An 18,167-nucleotide genomic window follows, 5' to 3' on the forward strand; every position below is an offset into this window, starting at 1 on the left:
GAATGATCGTCATAAGGCTCAGGGTTTGCGCGTCAGTCGGGTCATGATCCGGTCCAGCGCATTGGCAAACGCCTGTTTCTCGCGATCGCCAAACGGCGCCGGTCCGCCGCTCATCTGGCCTTGTTCGCGCAGATCAGTGAACAGATTGCGCACGGCCAGGCGCTCGCCCATGTTCTGCGCATCGAACTCCTTGCCGCGTGGATCCAGCGCCGCCACGCCCTTCTTCACCAAACGATCGGCCAATGGAATATCGCTGCAAATCACCAGCTCCCCCGGTACCGCGTGCTCGACCAGATAATCGTCTGCCGCATCCGGGCCGCTCGGCACCACGATCAGTTTGACGATGGCCAGCCCCGGCTTGATCTGCGGCTGCCCGGCCACCAGCACCACTTCGAACTGGCGCTTGAGGGCGAACTTCACCACCAGATCCTTCGCCGCCCGTGGGCAGGCGTCGGCATCGATCCATACACGCATTTTCTTTACCTCTAAAAGCAAAAGATCGCAGCCTTCGGCAACTCCTACAGAGTGCGCGTCGCGCCGCAATATTGCGACATGCTACGCCCATGTAGGAGCTGCCGAAGGCTGCGATCTTTTAAGGGAGCACTCAATCAAGCAGCCGAAACCCGCCGCTTTTCCGCCATCCAACTGCGCCCATACAACACCACAATCGCCAGAATCGCCACCGCCTGCGCCGTCAGCGAATAGGCATCGGCATGAATCCCCAGCCAGTCGAATTCAAAGAACGCCACCGGCCGCGTGCCAAAGATTCCGGCTTCCTGCAACGCCTTCACGCCATGCCCGGCAAACACCACCGACAACGCGCAGAGCAACGCGGCGTTGATGCTGAAGAACAGCGTCAACGGCAGTTTCGCCGAACCGCGCAGGATTACCCACGCCAGCCCCACCAGCAGCACCAATGCCGTCGCGCCACCGGCGAGGACCGCGTCATGCCCGGCCGGGCCGGCCTGCAGCCACAGGGTTTCGTAGAACAGGATCACTTCGAACAGCTCGCGATACACCGAGAAGAACGCCAGAATCGCGAAGCCGAAACGCCCGCCACCACCGACCAGACTGCTCTTGATGTAATCCTGCCAGGCCGCTGCATGCCGGCGGTCATGCATCCACACACCGAGCCACAAGACCATGACACTGGCAAACAGCGCCGTGGCGCCTTCGAGCAGTTCACGCTGCGAGCCGCTGACGTCGATCACATACGCCGCCAACGCCCAGGTGCCGAGGCCGGCCAGCAGCGCCAGGCCCCAACCGACGTTGACACTGCGCACCGCTGACTGCTGGCCGGTGTTGCGCAGGAACGCAAGAATCGCCGCCAGCACCAGAATCGCTTCCAGACCTTCGCGCAGCAGAATCAGCAGGCCGGAAATGTAGCTCAGCGACCAGCTCAGGCCGTCGCTGCCGAGCAACCTGGCGGATTCCTTGAGCTTGGCCTTTGCGGCCTCCAGACGCTGCTCGGCCTGCTCGACCGGCAAACCGTCCTGCAACGATTGCCGGTAAGCCATCAGCGATTTTTCTGTGTCCTTGCGCACATTGGCGTCGACGTTATCCAGCGAGCTCTCGACCAGTTCGAAGCCTTCCAGATAGGCCGCGACCGACAGGTCGTATGCCTGATCGTGTTCGCCGGCGCGATACGCGGCAAGGCTCTTGTCCAGCGTTGCGGCGGTGTAGTCGAGCAACTGCGCCGGGCCGCGCTTGACCTGCGGCGGCTGTGCACGTTGTGCACGGAACGTCGCTGCGGCTTGCGCGCCGTCGGCGGCCTGTACCTCAGCCGGGGTCTGGCGCGCCAGATCGGCGATGTTGTAAGTCTTCTCGGCTTTGGCCGCCGCCGGATCGGCGCTGAAGCCGGCGATGTAAGTCGCCAGATCCCAACGCTGGCGATCATCAAGCTGATCGGCAAACGCCGGCATGTCGGTGCCTTCGACGCCTTGGCCAAGGGTGTTGTAGATCGCGTACAAGCTCAGGTGATCCAACCGCGCCGCATCACGCAGATTGGCCGGTGCCGGGGTCATGCCGAGCCCCGCCGGGCCGTCACCGGCGCCACTGTCGCCGTGGCACACCGAGCAATTCTGCGCATAGAGCGGCGCACCACGGGTGGGATCGGGGGTGATGATCGGTGCCTGGCTGACTTCATACGCCACCGCCAGTTGCGCGCCCAGTTGCCGCGCCTGTCGGGCCACTTCGGCGCCGTCCTGTTTCGCGGTGATCGCCGCGTGCAAGGCTTCAACGCCCTGCTCCAGCGCAGCCTTTTCAGGCTTGGCCGGCATGCCGGCGATCAAGCCTTGCAGCGCCCGCGTGAACTCCAGTTGCTCGCGGTATTCGGAATCATCGACAACCTTGCCCGCCGCTACCGTCGGCGGGTAGTCGGCGCTGATGTAATCGAGCAAATGCAGCGCTTGCGGTGCGCCTTCCACGGTATCAGCCAGCAGATTGAAGCTGCTCAGGGCAAACAACGGGAACACCAGCCAGGCCAGGAAACGGGACGCGGCAGTCATGAAGAATTCTCAAATGGAAATGCGAAGTTACATATTGTTCACTTCGAACGCGTTTCCCTCAAGCTTTGTCGGCAATTTAGCCTAACGCCGGACTGCCGCTACGGTAGTGTTCGGCCATGAACTCAACGAACACTTTGACCTTGAGCGCCACATGCCGGGCATGGGGATACAGCGCGTAATAGTGCCGTTGACCCAGGCCGCAGTTGGGCAGCATCTGCACCAACCGTCCGCTCAACAAGTCATCCTGCACCGTCGCACGGGTGAACGCGGCAATGCCCACACCGGCCAACGCAGCGGCGTGCAGCGAGCTGATCGAGTCGGCCTTGAAGCGCCCATGCGCACGGATCTGCGTGGCAACTCCGCGCGCATCGGTCAGCGTCCAGTCACTGCCACCGGCAAACGCCAGCAACTGATGCCCGGCCAGTTCCCGCACCTGCCGTACCAATCCGTGCCGTGCGATATAGGCCGGTGACGCGACCAGCAGCATCGGCGAAACCGTGAGCAACCGCGCCACCAGAGACGAATCTTCAAGCGGCCCGCAGATGCGCAACGCGACATCGAGGCCTTCGGCGATCAGATCGACAAAACGGTCATCGCAGGACAGATCGACTTCAATCTCGGGATAACGCTGTTGAAACCCTGGCAGCCACTTCGCCAGTTCCAGCGTACCGATGACCACGGGCGCACTGATGCGCAAGACACCACTGGGTTTCTCCTGGGCCTGACCGACCGCCACAGCGGCCTGATCAAGGCGATCGAGAATATCCACGCAGGCGAGGTAATACTGCTGCCCCGCCGTGGTCAGGCTGAAACGCCGGGTGTTGCGATTGATCAGACGCGTGCCCAGTTCGGCTTCCAGTTGCTGCAACTGCCGGGAGATGGTCGAGTGCGTAGTCTCGAGCCGTTCCGCCGCAGCACTGAAACCGCGACACTCGACGATGCAACGGAACGCACGCATGGCCAGCAGTTGATTCATTGAAGTACCGCAACTCAATTGATCGGTGAGCGGGCAAGCCTAGCGCAATCCATACCACCCCGGCAGCTGCAAAGCGCCCCTATAATGCGCCATCATTTCGCCCTCTCCGTTCAAGGAAGAACCCGCTCATGCGCCACTGTTTGTTGCCGTCCCTGCTGATCGCCACCCTTGTGCAACTCAGTGGTTGCGCCGCTTACCGTGATTACGACCTGGAACTGCAACAGACCACGCAACAGCTCAAGGCCGGCAATATCGGCGGTTCACTGGCCTTGATCGAGGCACACAACCCGGGCGAAGAAAAGGATTTGCTCTATTACTTCGAGAAGGGTGCGGTGCTAAGCGCTGGCGGTGAATTCCCGCAGAGCCAGATTGCCTGGCGTAGCGCCGAGCAAATGGTCATACAGCGCCAGGACACCATTGAAACCACTGGCGACAAATTGCTCGCCGCCATGGGCAATCAGTGGGGCAGCATCATCAATGACAAGCTGCGCCGCTACGATGGCTACGACTACGAAAAAGTCATGCTGACCACGCAAATGGCCCTCAACCAACTGGCCCTGAATGACTTTGACGGTGCCCGCGCCGACATCAAGAAAACCCACGAGCGTGAAGCACTGATCGCCCGGCAGCGAGAACTGGAATACGAGCGTGTCGAAGAGGCGGCCAAGGCCAGCGGCGCCCGCGTCCATTACAAGGACCTGCAAGGCTACCCAGTGGTCATGCTGGAATCATCCGCCGTCATCGCCTTGAAGAACGGCTATCAGAGCGCGTTCAGTCACTATCTCGCCGGTTTTACCTACGAAGCGCTCGGCGAGAAAGATCTGGCAGCGCCCGGCTATCGTCAGGCGATCGAACTGCGCCCGGACATGGCGTTTTTCCAGCAGGCATTGCGCGACCTCGACAACCCTGGACTGAAGGCAGACGAAAGCGATGTACTGATCATCGTGCAGAGCGGCCTGGCACCGGCCCGCAGTTCCGTGCGCGTGCCCTATCCGGTGAAGTTGGCGGACGGGCAAGTCATCGTCGCCAATGTATCGTTTCCCGTGATGGTGCCAGACACATCCACACCTTCATTCAATCAAGTGAGCATCGACGGTCGTCAGAAAAAGCTGATCGCCGTCAACAGCATTACCGACATGTCCTTGCGCACCCTGCGTGACGACATGCCGGGCATTATCCAGCGTACGACCTATCGGGCCTTTCTGGCGGCTGACGTTCAAGCCACGGACAACCGACGCGACCCGAGCAAAGCCTCCTATGTCACTCACTGGGACGGTTTCGAGCAGGCCGACACCCGCACCTGGCGCACCTTGCCCAACCTCACCCAAGTCGTGCGTCTGCGCCTGAAAAAGGGTGATCACCTGATCAGCCTGCCCAACGCGCCCGGCGCTGCTCCAATGAAAATCCGCATCGACCAGAATCGCCAGGTTATCGGCCTGCGCGCCTTGGGTGAGCACGTGTTTGCCAATGGCAGCGCCTTCCAGTCCAGCGGGGCACCGGCAAGCAGCGTGGTATCCAACCTGAAATAAGTAATGGCATCTAACTAACCAGTGCAATTAAAAAGCTATTACATAGCCACTACCACCCGCTTATAATGCCGCGCCCTCGCTATTGCGAAACGGCATTAAAGCTCCTCAGGTTATGAGGAATTGGCAGGAGGCCAGTGCCACTGTCGATGGGTCACACCAGCCCGACCAGCATCCGCGGCTGTATTACTCCAGGGAAGAAGTACCCCCATGGCATTCCGCGCCCCCACTCTGATCGCGCTCAGCGCCGTCACTCTGCTGTCCGGCTGTTCGGCGTTTCGCAATTACGACTCTGAATTGGCACAGACCAATCAGCAACTGGCCACCGGCAACGTCGACGCCGCGCTGACTCTGCTGGAAAAGAACAACACCGGCCCTGATAAAGACCTGCTCTATTACTTCGAGAAAGGTGAGTTGCTGCGCGCCAAGGGCGACCTCTCCGGCAGCCAGAATGCCTGGACCAGCGCCGACCAGGTGGTTGGCAAGTGGGAAGACTCGGTCAAGCTCGACACCGACAAGTACCTGGCCCAGTTCGGCAGTTTCCTGGTCAACGACAAAGTGCGTCGCTACGAAGGCTATGACTACGAAAAAGTCATGTTGACCACGCAGATGGCCCTGAACCTGCTGGCAGTCAACGATTTCGACGGCGCACGTACTGCGATCAAGAAAACTCACGAACGTGAAGCAGTGATCGCCGAGCTGCGTGACAAGGAATACCTCAAGAGCGAGGAAGAAGCCGAAAAAGAAGGCATCAAGACGCAGTACAAGGACCTGCAAGGCTACCCGGTCGCCAGTCTCGACGCGCCGGAAGTGGTTGGCCTGAAAAACAGCTACCAGAGTGCGTTCAGCCATTACCTGTCCGGTTTCGTCTATGAAGCCCTGGGCGAGAAAGGCCTGGCTGCACCGGGCTACCGCAAGGCTGCCGAACTGCGCCCGAACACGCCGCTGCTGGAGCAGGCGCTGGTCAATCTCGACAAGCCGAGCAAATCCGACGACAGCGACATTCTGATCGTGGTGCAAAGCGGTCTGGCCCCAGCCCGCGACTCGATCCGCGTTCCGCTGCCATTGCCGATCTCCAACAATGTGGTGATCACGCCGCTGTCGTTCCCGATCATCAAGCCTGACACCTCCACGGCGACTTTCGCGCAAATCGGCGTCGACGGTCAGCAGGTCGATCTGACCGCGCTCAACAGCACCACCGCCATGTCCCGCCGCGCTCTGCGTGACGACATGCCGGGGATCATTCTGCGCACCACCGTGCGGGCGATCACCAAAGGCGTGGCGCAGAAGAAGATCAACGAAACCAACCCCCTGGCCGGTCTGGCCGTCGGTATCTCTTCAGCTGTGCTCGAAGGTGCCGATACCCGTACGTGGCGTACCCTGCCGGACAACACCCAAGTGGTGCGTCTGCGACTGAAAAAGGGTGAGCATCAGGTTACCCTGCCGAGCGCCGTCGGCGGTTCGGTGGTCAAGGTGACTGTCGATCAGCGTTACCAAGTGATCAGCCTGCGCGCTGTGGGCAACCAGGTGTTCGCCGGCGGTCTCGCCGCTCACGTGATCCCGAGCGCCGGGGCAACCAACGTCGCCAGCCTCAAACAACCTTAAGAACGGAGTCTTTGCATGCGTTTCAAACTCATCGCCGTCGCCGCCCTCGCCTTGCTGGCGAGCGGTTGCGCCACCCCGCCACCGCCAGAGCCGGGCAGCGCCGCGAGCAAAGTCGTGGCCATGGGTCCGCAGAAACACATCGTCGTCGGCGCCATGCGCGTCGCTCGCGAAAACGGCTTCATGACGGTCAATGTGCAGTTGAGCAACACCCTCAACAGCAACAAGATTTTCTACTACCGCTTCGCCTGGCTCGGCGCGGAAGGTTTCCCGATCGCCGAAGAAGAAGTGTGGAAAAGCCAAATGATGTACGGCGCCCAGACCAGCTTCATTCAGGGGATTGCCCCGACCCCGAAAGCCGTGGACTTCCGTCTGGAAATCAAGACGCCGTAAGCCTGACACCCTATTTCTGATTTAGAGAGCATTCCCATGTTTGTACGCTTTTCCTGCATCGCCGTTATCGCCCTGCTGGCCTCCGGTTGCGCCAACACTTCGCCGACCCTGGGCAGCAAGAACATCAGCTACGGCGACACCAAAGCGGTTGAAACCGTGACCAACGAATTCGGTTCGACCGACCTGCAAATGATCGCCGAGTCGATGACCCGCTCGCTGGCTCAGTCCGGCATTCTGCAGGGCCGTCCGGTGGTTCAGGTCTACGACGTGAAGAACAAGACCAGCGAGTACATCGACACTCGCGAAATCACCACCAGCATCAAGACTCAACTGATGAAAACCGGCGTAGCGCGCTTTGCCAGTGACAACAACGCGATGCAGAGCCAGGTTGACCAGCTCAAGCTGCAAAACCAGAGCGGCCTGTACAAGAAGAGCACCGTGGCCAAGACTGGCAACATGGTTGCCGCCAAGTACCGCATCGAAGGTTCGATCAGCTCGATCGTCAAGCGCAGCAGCGACTACAAGGACGTCTTCTACAAATTCAGCCTGCAACTGATCGACGTTGAAAGCGGTCTGGCCGAGTGGATGGACGAAAAAGAGATCCGCAAAACCACGGAGCGTTAATTGATGCGCGCATGGATTGGCATGATGGCCCTGGCTTGCGCGTTCAGCGTGCAAGCGGCCCCGAAAGTCGCGGTGACGGATCTGGCGTATCAGGAACGTGTGGAGCAATACATCCACATCGTTTCGGCCCAGAGCAATCACCGCGAGGGTTACTACAGCTCCAGTGGCTCTTCGAGCTACAACGAGATTGAAGCAACGACCAGCTACATCGAACAGACCGAGCTGCGTAAATTCACCGGCGACATCAAGGGTGAAATCCTGCGCACCGGTATGTTCCAGCTGGTGCAAGGCACGCCGTACACCGCGTCGTCCAAGGGTGATGTCTTTGATGTGATCAAGCGCATCAAGGCCGGTAACTTCAAGGGCGCCGACTACGTGCTGTTCGGCACCGTGTCCGATATCGACTTCACTCAGGACATCAACGAGCTGGCGAACACCGACAGCTATTCGGCGGTGCTGGGCCTGACGCTGGTGGCGGACTTCAGCCTGATCAATACCAAGACCTTCGAGATCACCTCGGCCTTCACGGCGATGGGTGAAGCGCAGGACACCAAACTGGTGAACCATCGCGACATCAAGATCTCGCTGAACCGCCCACGGGTGGTGCGTGACGTGTCGAAGGCGCTGGGTGAGGACGTAGCCGGGCAACTGAGCATGCAGCTCGGTGGCGGCGGTTACGAGCAGCCGCGCGAGGCGCCACAGCGCAACAATCTGCCGCGTGATACTGCGCCGGTGATCTTGCGCTGATGACTGGCGCCTGATCGTCCCCATGCTCGACGTGGGAATGCATCCCGGGACGCTCTGCGTCCCAGCCACAAAAAAAGGCGACCCGCAAAGGTCGCCTTTTTTTGTGCTGGCGAGGTTTACGCCGCCGCTTTACGCAACGTCGCCATAAACGCCGCCGCGCCAATGAACAGCCCGGCAAACGTGCGGTTCATGCGTTTCTGCTGCTGCGGTGTGCGCAACAGACGCAGCACCTTCGACGCCAGACCGGTGTAGCCGGCCATCACGATCAGGTCGACGCAGATCATGGTCACGCCAATCACCAGATACTGAATCAGCAACGGCGCATGCGGGTTGATGAACTGCGGCAGCACCGCGAGCATGAACACCAAAGCCTTGGGGTTGCTGATGTTCACCAGAAAGCCACGGAACACCAGCGCCAGCGGCTTGCCGATCGGCCGCACCGCCGCGTCATCGCTCATGTCCATGGGCAGCGCACGCCATTGCTTGATGGCCAGATACACCAGATAAGCGACACCGAACCATTTGATCGCGTGGAAGGCCGTGGCCGAAGCGGTCAGGATCGCGCCCACACCGGCGCCGACAATCGCAATCTGCACCGCCAGACCGATTTGCAGGCCAAGGGCGTTCCAGTAACCGCGCCAGAAACCGTATTGCAGACCGCTGGACATCGACGCAATGGCGCCAGCACCCGGGGACAGACTGATCACCCAGCAGGCGGCAAAAAACGCCAGCCATGTTTGAAGCTCCATCGCACACCTCGACTCATGCCGTAACAAGTCCCAAAACTAATGCTGTTTGGGGCTAAAAGCAAAAGATCGCAGCCTTCGGCAGCTCCTACATGAGAATGCGATCCCTGTAGGAGCTGCCGCAGGCTGCGATCTTTTGTTCTTGCTTGGAAAATCTACTTCTCGAAACCGCTCGACGGAAACACATCCGTTCCGCGCCAACGCCGCACCGAACGCTGGAAGAACAAACTGTTCGGCACCTGCACCATGGCGCTGCCAGTCCCGAGTTCTTCCGCCTCGATCAACGTCGTGTAGAGCAGATTGATCGCCACCACCCGCCCCTTCACACCCGGCTTGTCGGTGGTGTCGACCAGCTCAACGATATCCCCCAGCCGAAACGGTCCGACCGTGAAGATCAGAATCGCGCAGAGCAAATTCGACAGCACGCTCCACATCGCAAAGAACGCGACCGCTGCCACCGCAACGAAACCCGACAGCGCGGTCCACAACACCGTGGCCGAGACACCGAGGCGCTCCAACACGAAGATCAGCGCGCTGCCCATGATCAACCAGCGCAATACGCCACGCAGCGGCATCAGCAACTGCGGCGGGAACGGATAGCGCTCGCCCAACCGAGTCAGCCCCTTGGCGACGAAACGTTGCGTGAGGTAACCGGCCAGCAGGATCAGCAGAATCTGCACCACAAACCAGATCGGCTCGACCCATTCCGCCGGTAGCGGCAGCTTGAACGCTTCCATCAGGACAGCGCCTCCAGCTCCGCTTGCATGCTCTCCAGCGTTTCAAGTGCTTCCATCCACGCCTCTTCCAGTTCGGCTTCGCGAACTTTCAGCTTGGCCTGCTCGGCCAGCAGATCACGCAATTCGTTCTTGCGCGCCGGCTCGTAGATGTCGCTGTCGCCAAGGCTGGCATCGACCTTGGCGAGTTTCTCGTGGAGCTTGCCCAGTTCGGCTTCGAGCTTGTCGGCTTCACGTTTGTGCGGCGCCAGTTGCTGACGCAAGGCAGCTGCAGCCTGACGCTGAGCCTTCTTGTCGGTCTTGTCCGGATTGACCGGAGTGTTACTGACCGGCGCGTTGCGCTGGCGGTATTCCACCAGCCAGCGCGCGTAGTCTTCGAGGTCGCCATCGAACTCTTCGACCTTGCCGTCAGCGACCAGGTAGAAGTTATCAGTGGTGCTCTTGAGCAAGTGCCGATCGTGAGACACCACCAGCACCGCGCCGCTGAATTCCTGCAGCGCCATGGTCAGCGCCAGGCGCATTTCCAGGTCGAGGTGGTTGGTCGGTTCGTCGAGCAGCAGCAGGTTCGGCCGTTCCCAGGCGATTAGCGCCAGGGCCAGACGCGCCTTTTCACCACCGGAGAAATTCAGCACCGGCTCATCGATGCGCGCGCCACGGAAGTCGAAGCCGCCGAGGAAGTCACGCAGGGTCTGCTCACGCTCGGTCGGCGCCAGACGCTGCATGTGCAGCAACGGGCTGGCCTTGGAATCCAGCGAGTCGAGTTGATGCTGAGCGAAATAGCCGACCACGGTGTTCTCGCCACGGGTCAGGCGCCCGGCAATCGGTGACAGCTCGCCGGCGAGGTTTTTGATCAGGGTCGATTTACCCGCGCCATTCGGCCCGAGCAGGCCAATCCGCGCCCCCGGGGTCAGTTGCAGCTTGACCTTCTCGAGGATGGTTTTGTCGCCATAACCCAAGCGCGCATCGGACAGGTCGATCAGCGGGCTGGAGATCTTGCTCGACTCGCGGAAGACGAAATCGAACGGCGAATCGACGTGGGCCGCCGACAGTTCTTCCATCCGCTCCAGTGCCTTGATCCGGCTCTGTGCCTGACGGGCCTTGGTGGCCTGGGCCTTGAAGCGGGCGATGTAGCTTTCCATGTGCGCACGTTGCGCCTGCTGCTTCTCGTAGGCCTGTTGTTGCTGGGCCAGACGCTCGGCACGGGCGCGTTCGAATGCGCTGTAGCCGCCGCGATACAGGGTGATTTTGCGCTGGTCGACATGGGCCACGTGATCGACGACTTCATCGAGGAAATCGCGGTCGTGGGAAATCAGCAGCAAGGTGCCCGGGTAGCTTTTCAGCCACTCTTCGAGCCAGATGATCGCGTCGAGATCCAAGTGGTTGGTCGGTTCGTCGAGCAACAACAGGTCCGACGGGCACATCAGCGCTTGCGCCAGGTTAAGGCGCATCCGCCAGCCACCGGAGAAATCCCCGACCTGACGATCCATCTGCTCGTTGGTGAAACCCAGACCGGCAAGCAGCTTTCGCGCCCGCGCATCGGCGGTGTAACCGTCGGCGCTGTCGAGCTCGGCATGCAGACGAGCCTGAGCGGCACCGTCGTGCGCCGCTTCGGCCGCGGCTAGGTCACGTTGCACCTCGCGTAGACGCAGGTCGCCATCGAGCACATAGTCGACGGCAAGGCGCTCGAGCGTCTCGATTTCCTGGCGCATATGGGCGATGCGCCAGTCAGCCGGCAGGAAGCAATCACCCGAGTCCGGGTGCAGCTCACCCCGGATCAAGGCGAACAGGCTCGATTTGCCGGCGCCGTTGGCACCGATGAGGCCGGCTTTGTGGCCGGCGTGCAGGGTCAGCTCGGCGTCTTCTAGCAGACGTTGCGGGCCACGCTGTAAAGTCAGGTTCTGAAGTCGGATCATAATGGCGGCGGAGTCTACCAGCTTCGCTCACAACTGGCGCGAGTAGCACGATGTCCTCTGACCTGTGGAGCTTTTCCCTTGCCACCTACGCCCGACCGGGCGTGGAAGACGCCTGCCTGCAACTGCAAACGGCGGGCGCGAATGTGTGCCTGCTGTTGTGCGGTTTATGGCTGGAGCAACGCGGGGTGATTTGCGATGAACAACGCGTTCGCCAGCTTCAGTCGCTGACCGAACCGTGGGATATCGAAGTGGTGCAGCCGCTGCGAGCACTGCGCATGCAATGGAAAACGCGGGCCGTGGATGATGCGGTGCTGAAAGGCATGCGCGAGCAGATCAAATCACTTGAGCTGGAAGCTGAGCGAGCGTTGCTGTCACGGCTTGAGGGTGTAGCTCAGACATGGACGCGAAACGATGCAGGTTCGACGACCTGGCTGGAGGGATTGGCCGGCAGTGCGGCCAGCCCGAACCGCGACGCGCTGCAAGTGCTGCGCGTCGCGGCAACCGGCACTTAGGAAGCGCTGGTCGGGTTGTTGCTGACGCTCGACGCAGCGGCTGGCGATGGCGCAGTCGAAGGAGTCGAGGCAGTAGCGGCTGGAGCAGGTGCCGATGGCGCAGCCGACGCTGCCGGTGCGGCAGGCTTAGCGGCAGGCGCGGTAGCCGGTTTAGCGGCAGCTGGTTTGGCAGCGGCTGGCTTTTTAACGGCAGGTTTTGCAGCTGGCTTGGCGGCTGGTTTTGCAGCAACAGGCTTGGCAGCAGTCGCTGGTTTGGCAGCAGCGGCCGGTTTAGCGGCTGGCTTGGCTGCCGGTTTGGCGGCGGCTTTCACGGCTGGTTTGGCAGCAGCTTTTGCTGGTGCTTTTGCAGCAGGTTTGGCGGCAGCTGGTTTAGCGGCAGTCTTGGCAGCTGGCTTTGCAGCAGCAGGTTTAGCGGCTGGTTTGGCGGCGGCGGTTTTCGCTGGAGCAGCTTTTGCAGCAGCTGGTTTGGCGGCTGGTTTAGCAGCAGCGGCACGGGTAGCCGGCTTGGCAGCGGCAGCACGTGCAGCAGGTTTTGCCGCCGTGGTTTTAGCCGCTGGTTTTGCAGCGCTCGCCGCAGCTGGTTTCTTCACTGCAGGTTTTGCGGCCGCTTTGGCAGCTGGCTTGGCAGCAGCTTTCACCGGTGTTTTTGCAGCTGGCTTGGCAGCGGTTTTAGCAGCAGGCTTGGCCGCTGCGGTTTTCGCTGGAGCTTTTGCTGCAGCAGGTTTGGCAGCTGCTTTCTTCGCCGGTGCCGCTGCCGGTTTGGCTGCGCGCGAGGACAACACTTTGCCCACGGCTTCTTGAACGCGACCAACACCCTGGGCCAGTTTCAGGCTTTCCTGGGCGTCGCGCTTGAGTTGCAGAATGTAGCTGCGAGTGTCGGACTGACGATCCTTCAAGGCATCGAGCAGGTCTTCCAGTTCTTTCACTGCGGCCTTGGCTTTGTTCTGCGCCTTGGCTTTACCGGCAGTGGCTGCGTCCTGCAATTTGGTGCGGGATTTGTGCAGTTTTTCTTGCGCCTTGCCGCGTTGCTTTTCCAGTTTGGCGAGCAGTTTTTCAGCATCAGCCAAGGCTTGGGAGCAAGCGTTTTCCAGATGCTCGAGCAGGCTGCCCGAGAGTTGTTGGAGTAAGTGCAACGGAGTGTTTACAGGCTTCTTGGTGGCCGACATGGTTTACCTCCTGGCTGACGTGAGTGCGGCTCATACTAGACCTCTGCAGTTACCGCCGCTAGGGCATCTTGACAGTATCGATTGCGTTGCGTTGCACCGAATCGAAAATGTTCTGCGCGAAGTCAAAAGCAGTTCACCGTTGCAGACGTTCGCGCTGGCATAATCCACCGCATCTCAGGACGGAGAGTGCCCATGTCGCGCTACTTTTTTTTATCCCTCTGGATGATTTTTTCGGCCGCTCACGCGGACGAAAAGGCCACCGCGAACGATGCTCACGATCTGGCCTACAGCCTCGGTGCCAGCCTCGGTGAACGGCTGCGCCAGGAAGTCCCGCAACTGCAGATTCAGGCACTGGTCGATGGTTTGCAGCAAGCCTATCAAGGCAAGCCGCTGGCGCTGAGCGAAGCACGTATCGAGCAGATTCTGGCCGATCATGAAGCGCAAAATGCCGAACACTCTGTACAGCCTTCGAGCGATGCAGCGATGGAAAACGAGCAGCGTTTTCTCACCGCTGAAAAAGCCAAACCGGGGGTGAAGGAACTGGCCGATGGCATCCTGCTCACCGAGCTGACACCTGGCACGGGGACCAAGGCCGGTCCCGATGGAAAAGTGCAGGTGTTGTATGTCGGCCGACTCCCCGACGGCACCGTGTTCGATCAGAACACGCAGCCGCAATGGTTCAATCTCGACAGCGTGATTGCCGGTTGGCGAACCGCGTTGCAGAACATGCCGGTGGGTGCGAAATGGCGACTGGTGATTCCATCGGATCAGGCCTATGGCGCCGACGGTGCCGGCGACCTGATCGCGCCGTTCACGCCGCTGGTGTTCGAAGTGGAATTGCGTGGCGCGACGAGTTGAGCAGGCAATAAAAAACGGTGCGCTTTCGGGCGCACCGTTTTTTTGTCCAGGGTTCGGGATCAGGCCTGAACCGGATCTTCTTCCTTGTGTGCTGTATGCAGCACTTCAATCAGGCAGTCTTCAAGTTCGAAGCGCTCGTGAAGCAGGCCTCCGAGCTCTTTGAACTTCTCCGCTACGCATTTGCCTTCATCGCACAGGTCGTTGAACGCGAGCAGCTTCTCGGTGATGACATCGATGCGCGGATAGATCGTCTCGGCGAGTTCCAGACCACGCGTGTCACCAAACGCCTTGGCTTCGCCAGTCAGCTGTTCGTAGATTTCGAAGTGCCCTGCCGAGACGTAATCAACCAGCACACCGCAAAATTCCTGCAAGGGCTTGCGGCTCTCGGACAGCGACTCAGGCTGCGCACCGAGTTTGTCGTAGGCACCGATCAGATCTTCACGCTCCTGCAACCAGCGGTCGATCAGCAGATGAACTCCACCCCAACGTTCCTGAGCATTCTGACAACTTTCGAGCATGGCGATCTCTCTTCCCTTGTGGGTCATGCTGCTCTACACCCGCGCCCCTCTTTTGATTTTGGCTTGGGGGACGGCCGGGCAGAGCGTCATCGAGCAACATAAATCCAATGACACGTGCGGGCCAGATTATGCCCGCACGCCTATGGCTTCAAGGTACGCAGGAGATAAAGTTCATACAAGTGTTTAATCCCGCAGCAGCACCGAGTGCGACGCTTCGCCGCTGAGCGGGCGTTGCAGAGCACTCCAGACCAGCCGCAACAATTGATACACCGCCAGAATCGACACCGCGACAAAGAACAGCAGGCTCCACTCCGGGATGCTCAGGTCAAACAGCGTCCAGGAAATTTCCGCACAATCGGCGCCGCCGCTGAACATTCTTTGCAAGGCGCAGATCCAGGGCAGGCCACTGAACAATGTATCGGGGGCAGGCGTGCAATTGAGGAGTTGCAGCATCGGATCGCTCTGTATCAATACCTGCCGCCAGGCCGCCGTGGTGCCTCCCAGGCTCGCGCCCAAGGTCAACAGCCAGTAAAACCACAACCCCACACGCTTGGGGCCGTGCACCGCTGCCACACCACTGGACACGCACAGTAGCGTAAGGAACAGGCGCTGCACCAGGCACAGGCTGCACGGCGTCAGACCGACAGCGTATTCAAGATAATAGGAAGCTCCCAGAGCAAAGGCCCCCGCAGTGAAAGCCATGAAGAACAAGGAGCGTGAGCAGGCCAACGACATGGCTTTTCCGTAACAGTAGAGACAGACGGTTACGGTAGAGGAAAGCGTGTCAGCCTTTCAAGGCAAGGCCCTGCCGACAGTTCACCAGAGGTGTAGGGAAAACCCGACAGGTTCGATAGGAATCGGTGTAGCCCGCTGTAGGAATTCGCCTCGAGCACTCACTGAAGTTGAAATTTCAGCCACAAAAGGTAAGCGAGGGAGCATCCTCCCTCACCACTTCAGACGTGAGCCAGAACCGGCAGAGGTGCAGCCAGCAGGCGTTCATCCAGCAGGCCAAGGCCTTCCTGAAACAACTGATTGCTGCGCTCGGTATCGCCCAACTGTGCGAGCAAGCGCGCCAGTTCCGCACAGGCCTCCGGATTGCGCTGCACACGCAGGCTGCTTTCCAGATAATCCCGCGCCTTGCCCCACAGACTGGTTTGCAGACACAGTCGGCCGAGGGTCAACAACAAGCTCGGATCGTTCGGATGATCTTTCAGCCAGCCTTCGGCGGTTTGTAACTGACGGGCCGGATCGCTGCCGCGCACCAGACCGTAGAGACGCGCCAGATGGCTGTCGTACTTGCGCTTGAGGGCGGTACGCAGCACTTCTTCCGCTTCGACCTGAGCACCCAACTGACGCAGCTGTTCGGCGTACGCCAGCACCAGCGGCGGCTCCTGCCGTTGCGCCGAGGTGAGCTGTTCCCAGGCCCGCGTGAGCGACTGCAAGCCAACGCTCCCGTCCTCTTCGCGCTGCGCTGCCAGCGAAAGGTTTTCACCCCAGGCGCGGCGTTCCAGTTCAGCCAGTTCGGCGGGTGGCAGGACTTTGTCCTTGCGCAACTCCGGCAGCAAACGAATCACCGCCGACCATTCGCCGCGCTGTTGGTACAAGCGCTGCAACTGGCGCAGCGTCTGCGCATTGTGCGGATGGCGATCATGCATCGCTTGCAGGGTCACCAAGGCACCGTCGGTATCGCCACGGTCGGTCTGCAACTGCGCATGGCTCAGAGCGATTGCCAATTCCGCTTGAGGCTGACGCTCCAGCGCGCGCTCCAGCAAACGATCGCACTCTTCGTAATTGCCTTGCTCATTGGCCGCGCGGGCTGCGCCGAGGTAGTACAGCAGCGGCTGGCGCTCGGCTTCAGCCGCTCGATAGAGATGACGCTGCGCGCTGGCCCAGCGACCTTCAGCCAGATCCAGTTGGCCGTGCTCGATCGCTACCTGCACGCGACGACTGCGGTTGCGCCGTGACCAGGGATTGACCACGCCAGTTGAGGTCATGACCAACTCGACCAAGGCCTTGATGCCCCAGATCAGCAGCCACAAAACCGCGATCACCGCCAGTGTCGCCCATAGACTCGCTTCGTAACGGAAGCTCTTGTAGGCAATCAGCACGTAGCCAGAATGCTGTGCCACTGCAAAGCCCAGCGCCGCCGTCGCCGCGATCACCAGAAACACGATCACATAGAGGCGTTTCATGGCGTGGTCTCCTGCGCAGTGTTGGCGGCAGGTTTGGCAAAGGGTTTCACCGACTCTTCGGCGTTGACGTTGCGCCGCTCAAGATAGGCTTGCACCGCACTCAGCGTGCCGGCCAGATCCGGCGTCGTGACCGTGACCGGTTCCTTGCTCAACTCACCGACCTGTTCAAGCATCACTTTGCTTTGCGGATTGTCCGGGTTGAAATTGCCCTTGAGCACATCACGTGCTTCGGCCAGTGCCTGGGTGTAGACCGGCGCCTGCCCGTTGAGCGCTGCCCACTGCGCCTGCTCAAGTGCAAGGCTCAGGGCCAGACGCACCTGACTCAGGCTCTGCCCGGCCAGCAGCGGGCGCACATTTTTGTCGGCGTTGAAATCGATACGGATGTAGCGCGAGACCTGATCCCACCACTGCGCCCAGCGACTGGCGCCGTCACCGTCGGCAGTCAGGCCCAGCAGCGATTCGCCGCGATCCTTGTACTCCGGCGCCAGCTCGGTGAGGTCAATGACCTGATCGCGCAACGCGCCGAGACGCAGGAACAAACCGGTGCGATCCGGCTGCGCGGTGCTGCGCAGCGCCACCAGGGTTTTCGCCACTTGCTCGCGGGCGGCGAAGGAACCGGGGTCGTTTTGCTCGCGAAGGATTTCGTCAGCGCCCTGCACCAGCGCCTGAGCGCTGCTGATGTCCTGCAACGCCGATAGACGCAGGCTGGCCAGACGCAGCAGATGCTCGGCCTCGGCCAGACGCCAGTCCTTGCGACTGGCACCCAGCACCGTTTCCAGGCGTTGATTGAGGCGCTGTTGATCGCCCTGAAGCTGCGTCACCAGACGCTGGCGTTCGGCAAGTTCGTCGGCACCGGGCAGTTGCGCGAGGCGCTCGGTCAGACGCTGTTCATTGAGCTTCAGGCTCTGCGCCTGATCGTTCAATGCCTGCACTTCACCGGACTGCTGCTGAGTATTGGTCTGCAGGTGGCGGACCTGCCAGACACCCCAGCCACCGATCGCAACGCCGGCAGCGCCGAGCAACAAGGCGACGATGGCCAGTCCATTGCCTCGACGCGGCTCTGTGGCCGGCGGTGGAGTTTCAACCTGGGGTTCAATCACAGGCTGGACGTCATCTTTTGGCAAGGCTGTTTCGCTCACGTATCCATCCTTTG

General features: G+C 60.6%; 18 protein-coding genes. 7 read left to right on the top strand and 11 right to left on the bottom strand.

The window, feature by feature from the left end; translation table 11 throughout:
* Positions 1–18: 18 nt before the first annotated feature.
* The 3 genes from ACZZ0A_RS24365 to ACZZ0A_RS24375 form a co-directional block, all read right to left on the bottom strand.
* Complete coding sequence (locus ACZZ0A_RS24365) at positions 19–474, bottom strand: YaiI/YqxD family protein (protein WP_463543833.1); 456 nt, start codon at positions 472–474, stop codon at positions 19–21.
* A 134-nt stretch (positions 475–608) separates the two neighbouring features.
* Entirely contained in the window at positions 609–2,507 is a 1,899-nt protein-coding gene (locus ACZZ0A_RS24370; RefSeq protein WP_463543834.1) for an FTR1 family protein, read from the bottom strand.
* A 76-nt stretch (positions 2,508–2,583) separates the two neighbouring features.
* On the bottom strand, positions 2,584–3,483 hold the full coding sequence (locus tag ACZZ0A_RS24375; RefSeq protein ID WP_447787433.1) for a LysR family transcriptional regulator: 900 nt from the start codon (positions 3,481–3,483) through the stop codon (positions 2,584–2,586).
* Between the two features lie 128 nt (positions 3,484–3,611).
* Between ACZZ0A_RS24375 and ACZZ0A_RS24380 the strand changes: the two genes are divergently transcribed.
* The 5 genes from ACZZ0A_RS24380 (at position 3,612) to ACZZ0A_RS24400 (ending at position 8,375) form a co-directional block, all read left to right on the top strand.
* Positions 3,612–5,012, top strand: a complete 1,401-nt coding sequence (locus ACZZ0A_RS24380; RefSeq protein WP_007911134.1) for a COG3014 family protein — start codon at positions 3,612–3,614, stop codon at positions 5,010–5,012.
* A gap of 207 nt (positions 5,013–5,219) precedes the next feature.
* Positions 5,220–6,614 carry a COG3014 family protein gene (locus tag ACZZ0A_RS24385; protein ID WP_007911132.1) on the top strand — a complete coding sequence of 465 codons (1,395 nt, stop codon included), beginning with the start codon at positions 5,220–5,222 and terminating at the stop codon, positions 6,612–6,614.
* A gap of 15 nt (positions 6,615–6,629) precedes the next feature.
* Complete coding sequence (locus ACZZ0A_RS24390; protein WP_007911131.1) at positions 6,630–7,004, top strand: YcfL family putative periplasmic lipoprotein; 375 nt, start codon at positions 6,630–6,632, stop codon at positions 7,002–7,004.
* Between the two features lie 36 nt (positions 7,005–7,040).
* Positions 7,041–7,628, top strand: a complete 588-nt coding sequence (gene lpoB / locus ACZZ0A_RS24395; protein ID WP_007911129.1) for a penicillin-binding protein activator LpoB — start codon at positions 7,041–7,043, stop codon at positions 7,626–7,628.
* Positions 7,629–7,631: 3 nt separating this feature from the next.
* On the top strand, positions 7,632–8,375 hold the full coding sequence (locus ACZZ0A_RS24400) for a hypothetical protein (RefSeq protein ID WP_007911127.1): 744 nt from the start codon (positions 7,632–7,634) through the stop codon (positions 8,373–8,375).
* A 116-nt stretch (positions 8,376–8,491) separates the two neighbouring features.
* On the opposite strand, the gene rhtB is transcribed toward ACZZ0A_RS24400, so the two are convergent.
* The 3 genes from rhtB to ACZZ0A_RS24415 form a co-directional block, all read right to left on the bottom strand.
* Positions 8,492–9,124, bottom strand: a complete 633-nt coding sequence (gene rhtB, locus ACZZ0A_RS24405) for a homoserine/homoserine lactone efflux protein (RefSeq protein WP_007911125.1) — start codon at positions 9,122–9,124, stop codon at positions 8,492–8,494.
* A gap of 152 nt (positions 9,125–9,276) precedes the next feature.
* Positions 9,277–9,858 carry a mechanosensitive ion channel family protein gene (locus tag ACZZ0A_RS24410; RefSeq protein WP_007911123.1) on the bottom strand — a complete coding sequence of 194 codons (582 nt, stop codon included), beginning with the start codon at positions 9,856–9,858 and terminating at the stop codon, positions 9,277–9,279.
* Positions 9,858–11,768, bottom strand: coding sequence for an ATP-binding cassette domain-containing protein (locus ACZZ0A_RS24415; protein WP_007911122.1), 1,911 nt, complete (start codon positions 11,766–11,768; stop codon positions 9,858–9,860). The genes ACZZ0A_RS24410 and ACZZ0A_RS24415 overlap by 1 nt, the downstream gene beginning before the upstream one ends.
* A 50-nt stretch (positions 11,769–11,818) precedes the next feature.
* Here ACZZ0A_RS24415 and ACZZ0A_RS24420 point away from each other — a divergent pair, with 50 nt between their 5' ends.
* Positions 11,819–12,280 carry a TIGR02444 family protein gene (locus ACZZ0A_RS24420; protein ID WP_095112851.1) on the top strand — a complete coding sequence of 154 codons (462 nt, stop codon included), beginning with the start codon at positions 11,819–11,821 and terminating at the stop codon, positions 12,278–12,280.
* Here ACZZ0A_RS24420 and ACZZ0A_RS24425 read toward each other — a convergent pair.
* Positions 12,277–13,446 (bottom strand): AlgP family protein, encoded by a 1,170-nt coding sequence (locus ACZZ0A_RS24425; RefSeq protein WP_007911120.1) that lies wholly within the window; start codon positions 13,444–13,446, stop codon positions 12,277–12,279. The two genes, ACZZ0A_RS24420 and ACZZ0A_RS24425, sit on opposite strands and share 4 nt — an antisense overlap.
* A 192-nt stretch (positions 13,447–13,638) precedes the next feature.
* Here ACZZ0A_RS24425 and ACZZ0A_RS24430 point away from each other — a divergent pair, with 192 nt between their 5' ends.
* Complete coding sequence (locus tag ACZZ0A_RS24430) at positions 13,639–14,304, top strand: FKBP-type peptidyl-prolyl cis-trans isomerase (RefSeq protein WP_007911119.1); 666 nt, start codon at positions 13,639–13,641, stop codon at positions 14,302–14,304.
* A gap of 59 nt (positions 14,305–14,363) precedes the next feature.
* Here the strand turns inward: ACZZ0A_RS24430 and ACZZ0A_RS24435 are convergent, their stop codons facing one another.
* The 4 genes from ACZZ0A_RS24435 to ACZZ0A_RS24450 form a co-directional block, all read right to left on the bottom strand.
* The gene (locus ACZZ0A_RS24435) at positions 14,364–14,822 is read right to left on the bottom strand and encodes an Rsd/AlgQ family anti-sigma factor (RefSeq protein ID WP_007911118.1); all 459 of its coding nucleotides are present in this window, start codon (positions 14,820–14,822) and stop codon (positions 14,364–14,366) included.
* A gap of 183 nt (positions 14,823–15,005) precedes the next feature.
* Positions 15,006–15,557, bottom strand: a complete 552-nt coding sequence (locus ACZZ0A_RS24440) for a disulfide bond formation protein B (RefSeq protein WP_007911116.1) — start codon at positions 15,555–15,557, stop codon at positions 15,006–15,008.
* Positions 15,558–15,775: 218 nt separating this feature from the next.
* Positions 15,776–17,014, bottom strand: coding sequence for a heme biosynthesis protein HemY (locus ACZZ0A_RS24445; protein ID WP_007950058.1), 1,239 nt, complete (start codon positions 17,012–17,014; stop codon positions 15,776–15,778).
* Entirely contained in the window at positions 17,011–18,153 is a 1,143-nt protein-coding gene (locus ACZZ0A_RS24450) for a uroporphyrinogen-III C-methyltransferase (RefSeq protein ID WP_007911114.1), read from the bottom strand. Before ACZZ0A_RS24450 ends, ACZZ0A_RS24445 begins: the two co-directional genes overlap by 4 nt.
* Between the last annotated feature and the right edge of the window lie 14 nt (positions 18,154–18,167).

The organism is Pseudomonas sp. AC242, from assembly GCF_979258655.1.

Bases quoted from the DNA above. Each gene is read 5' to 3' on its own strand.
- ACZZ0A_RS24365 (WP_463543833.1), bottom strand. From the start codon at position 474: ATGCGTGTATGGATCGATGCCGACGCCTGCCCACGGGCGGCGAAGGAT.
- ACZZ0A_RS24370 (WP_463543834.1), bottom strand. From the start codon at position 2,507: ATGACTGCCGCGTCCCGTTTCCTGGCCTGGCTGGTGTTCCCGTTGTTT.
- ACZZ0A_RS24375 (WP_447787433.1), bottom strand. From the start codon at position 3,483: ATGAATCAACTGCTGGCCATGCGTGCGTTCCGTTGCATCGTCGAGTGT.
- ACZZ0A_RS24380 (WP_007911134.1), top strand. From the start codon at position 3,612: ATGCGCCACTGTTTGTTGCCGTCCCTGCTGATCGCCACCCTTGTGCAA.
- ACZZ0A_RS24385 (WP_007911132.1), top strand. From the start codon at position 5,220: ATGGCATTCCGCGCCCCCACTCTGATCGCGCTCAGCGCCGTCACTCTG.
- ACZZ0A_RS24390 (WP_007911131.1), top strand. From the start codon at position 6,630: ATGCGTTTCAAACTCATCGCCGTCGCCGCCCTCGCCTTGCTGGCGAGC.
- lpoB (WP_007911129.1), top strand. From the start codon at position 7,041: ATGTTTGTACGCTTTTCCTGCATCGCCGTTATCGCCCTGCTGGCCTCC.
- ACZZ0A_RS24400 (WP_007911127.1), top strand. From the start codon at position 7,632: ATGCGCGCATGGATTGGCATGATGGCCCTGGCTTGCGCGTTCAGCGTG.
- rhtB (WP_007911125.1), bottom strand. From the start codon at position 9,124: ATGGAGCTTCAAACATGGCTGGCGTTTTTTGCCGCCTGCTGGGTGATC.
- ACZZ0A_RS24410 (WP_007911123.1), bottom strand. From the start codon at position 9,858: ATGGAAGCGTTCAAGCTGCCGCTACCGGCGGAATGGGTCGAGCCGATC.
- ACZZ0A_RS24415 (WP_007911122.1), bottom strand. From the start codon at position 11,768: ATGATCCGACTTCAGAACCTGACTTTACAGCGTGGCCCGCAACGTCTG.
- ACZZ0A_RS24420 (WP_095112851.1), top strand. From the start codon at position 11,819: ATGTCCTCTGACCTGTGGAGCTTTTCCCTTGCCACCTACGCCCGACCG.
- ACZZ0A_RS24425 (WP_007911120.1), bottom strand. From the start codon at position 13,446: ATGTCGGCCACCAAGAAGCCTGTAAACACTCCGTTGCACTTACTCCAA.
- ACZZ0A_RS24430 (WP_007911119.1), top strand. From the start codon at position 13,639: ATGTCGCGCTACTTTTTTTTATCCCTCTGGATGATTTTTTCGGCCGCT.
- ACZZ0A_RS24435 (WP_007911118.1), bottom strand. From the start codon at position 14,822: ATGCTCGAAAGTTGTCAGAATGCTCAGGAACGTTGGGGTGGAGTTCAT.
- ACZZ0A_RS24440 (WP_007911116.1), bottom strand. From the start codon at position 15,557: ATGTCGTTGGCCTGCTCACGCTCCTTGTTCTTCATGGCTTTCACTGCG.
- ACZZ0A_RS24445 (WP_007950058.1), bottom strand. From the start codon at position 17,014: ATGAAACGCCTCTATGTGATCGTGTTTCTGGTGATCGCGGCGACGGCG.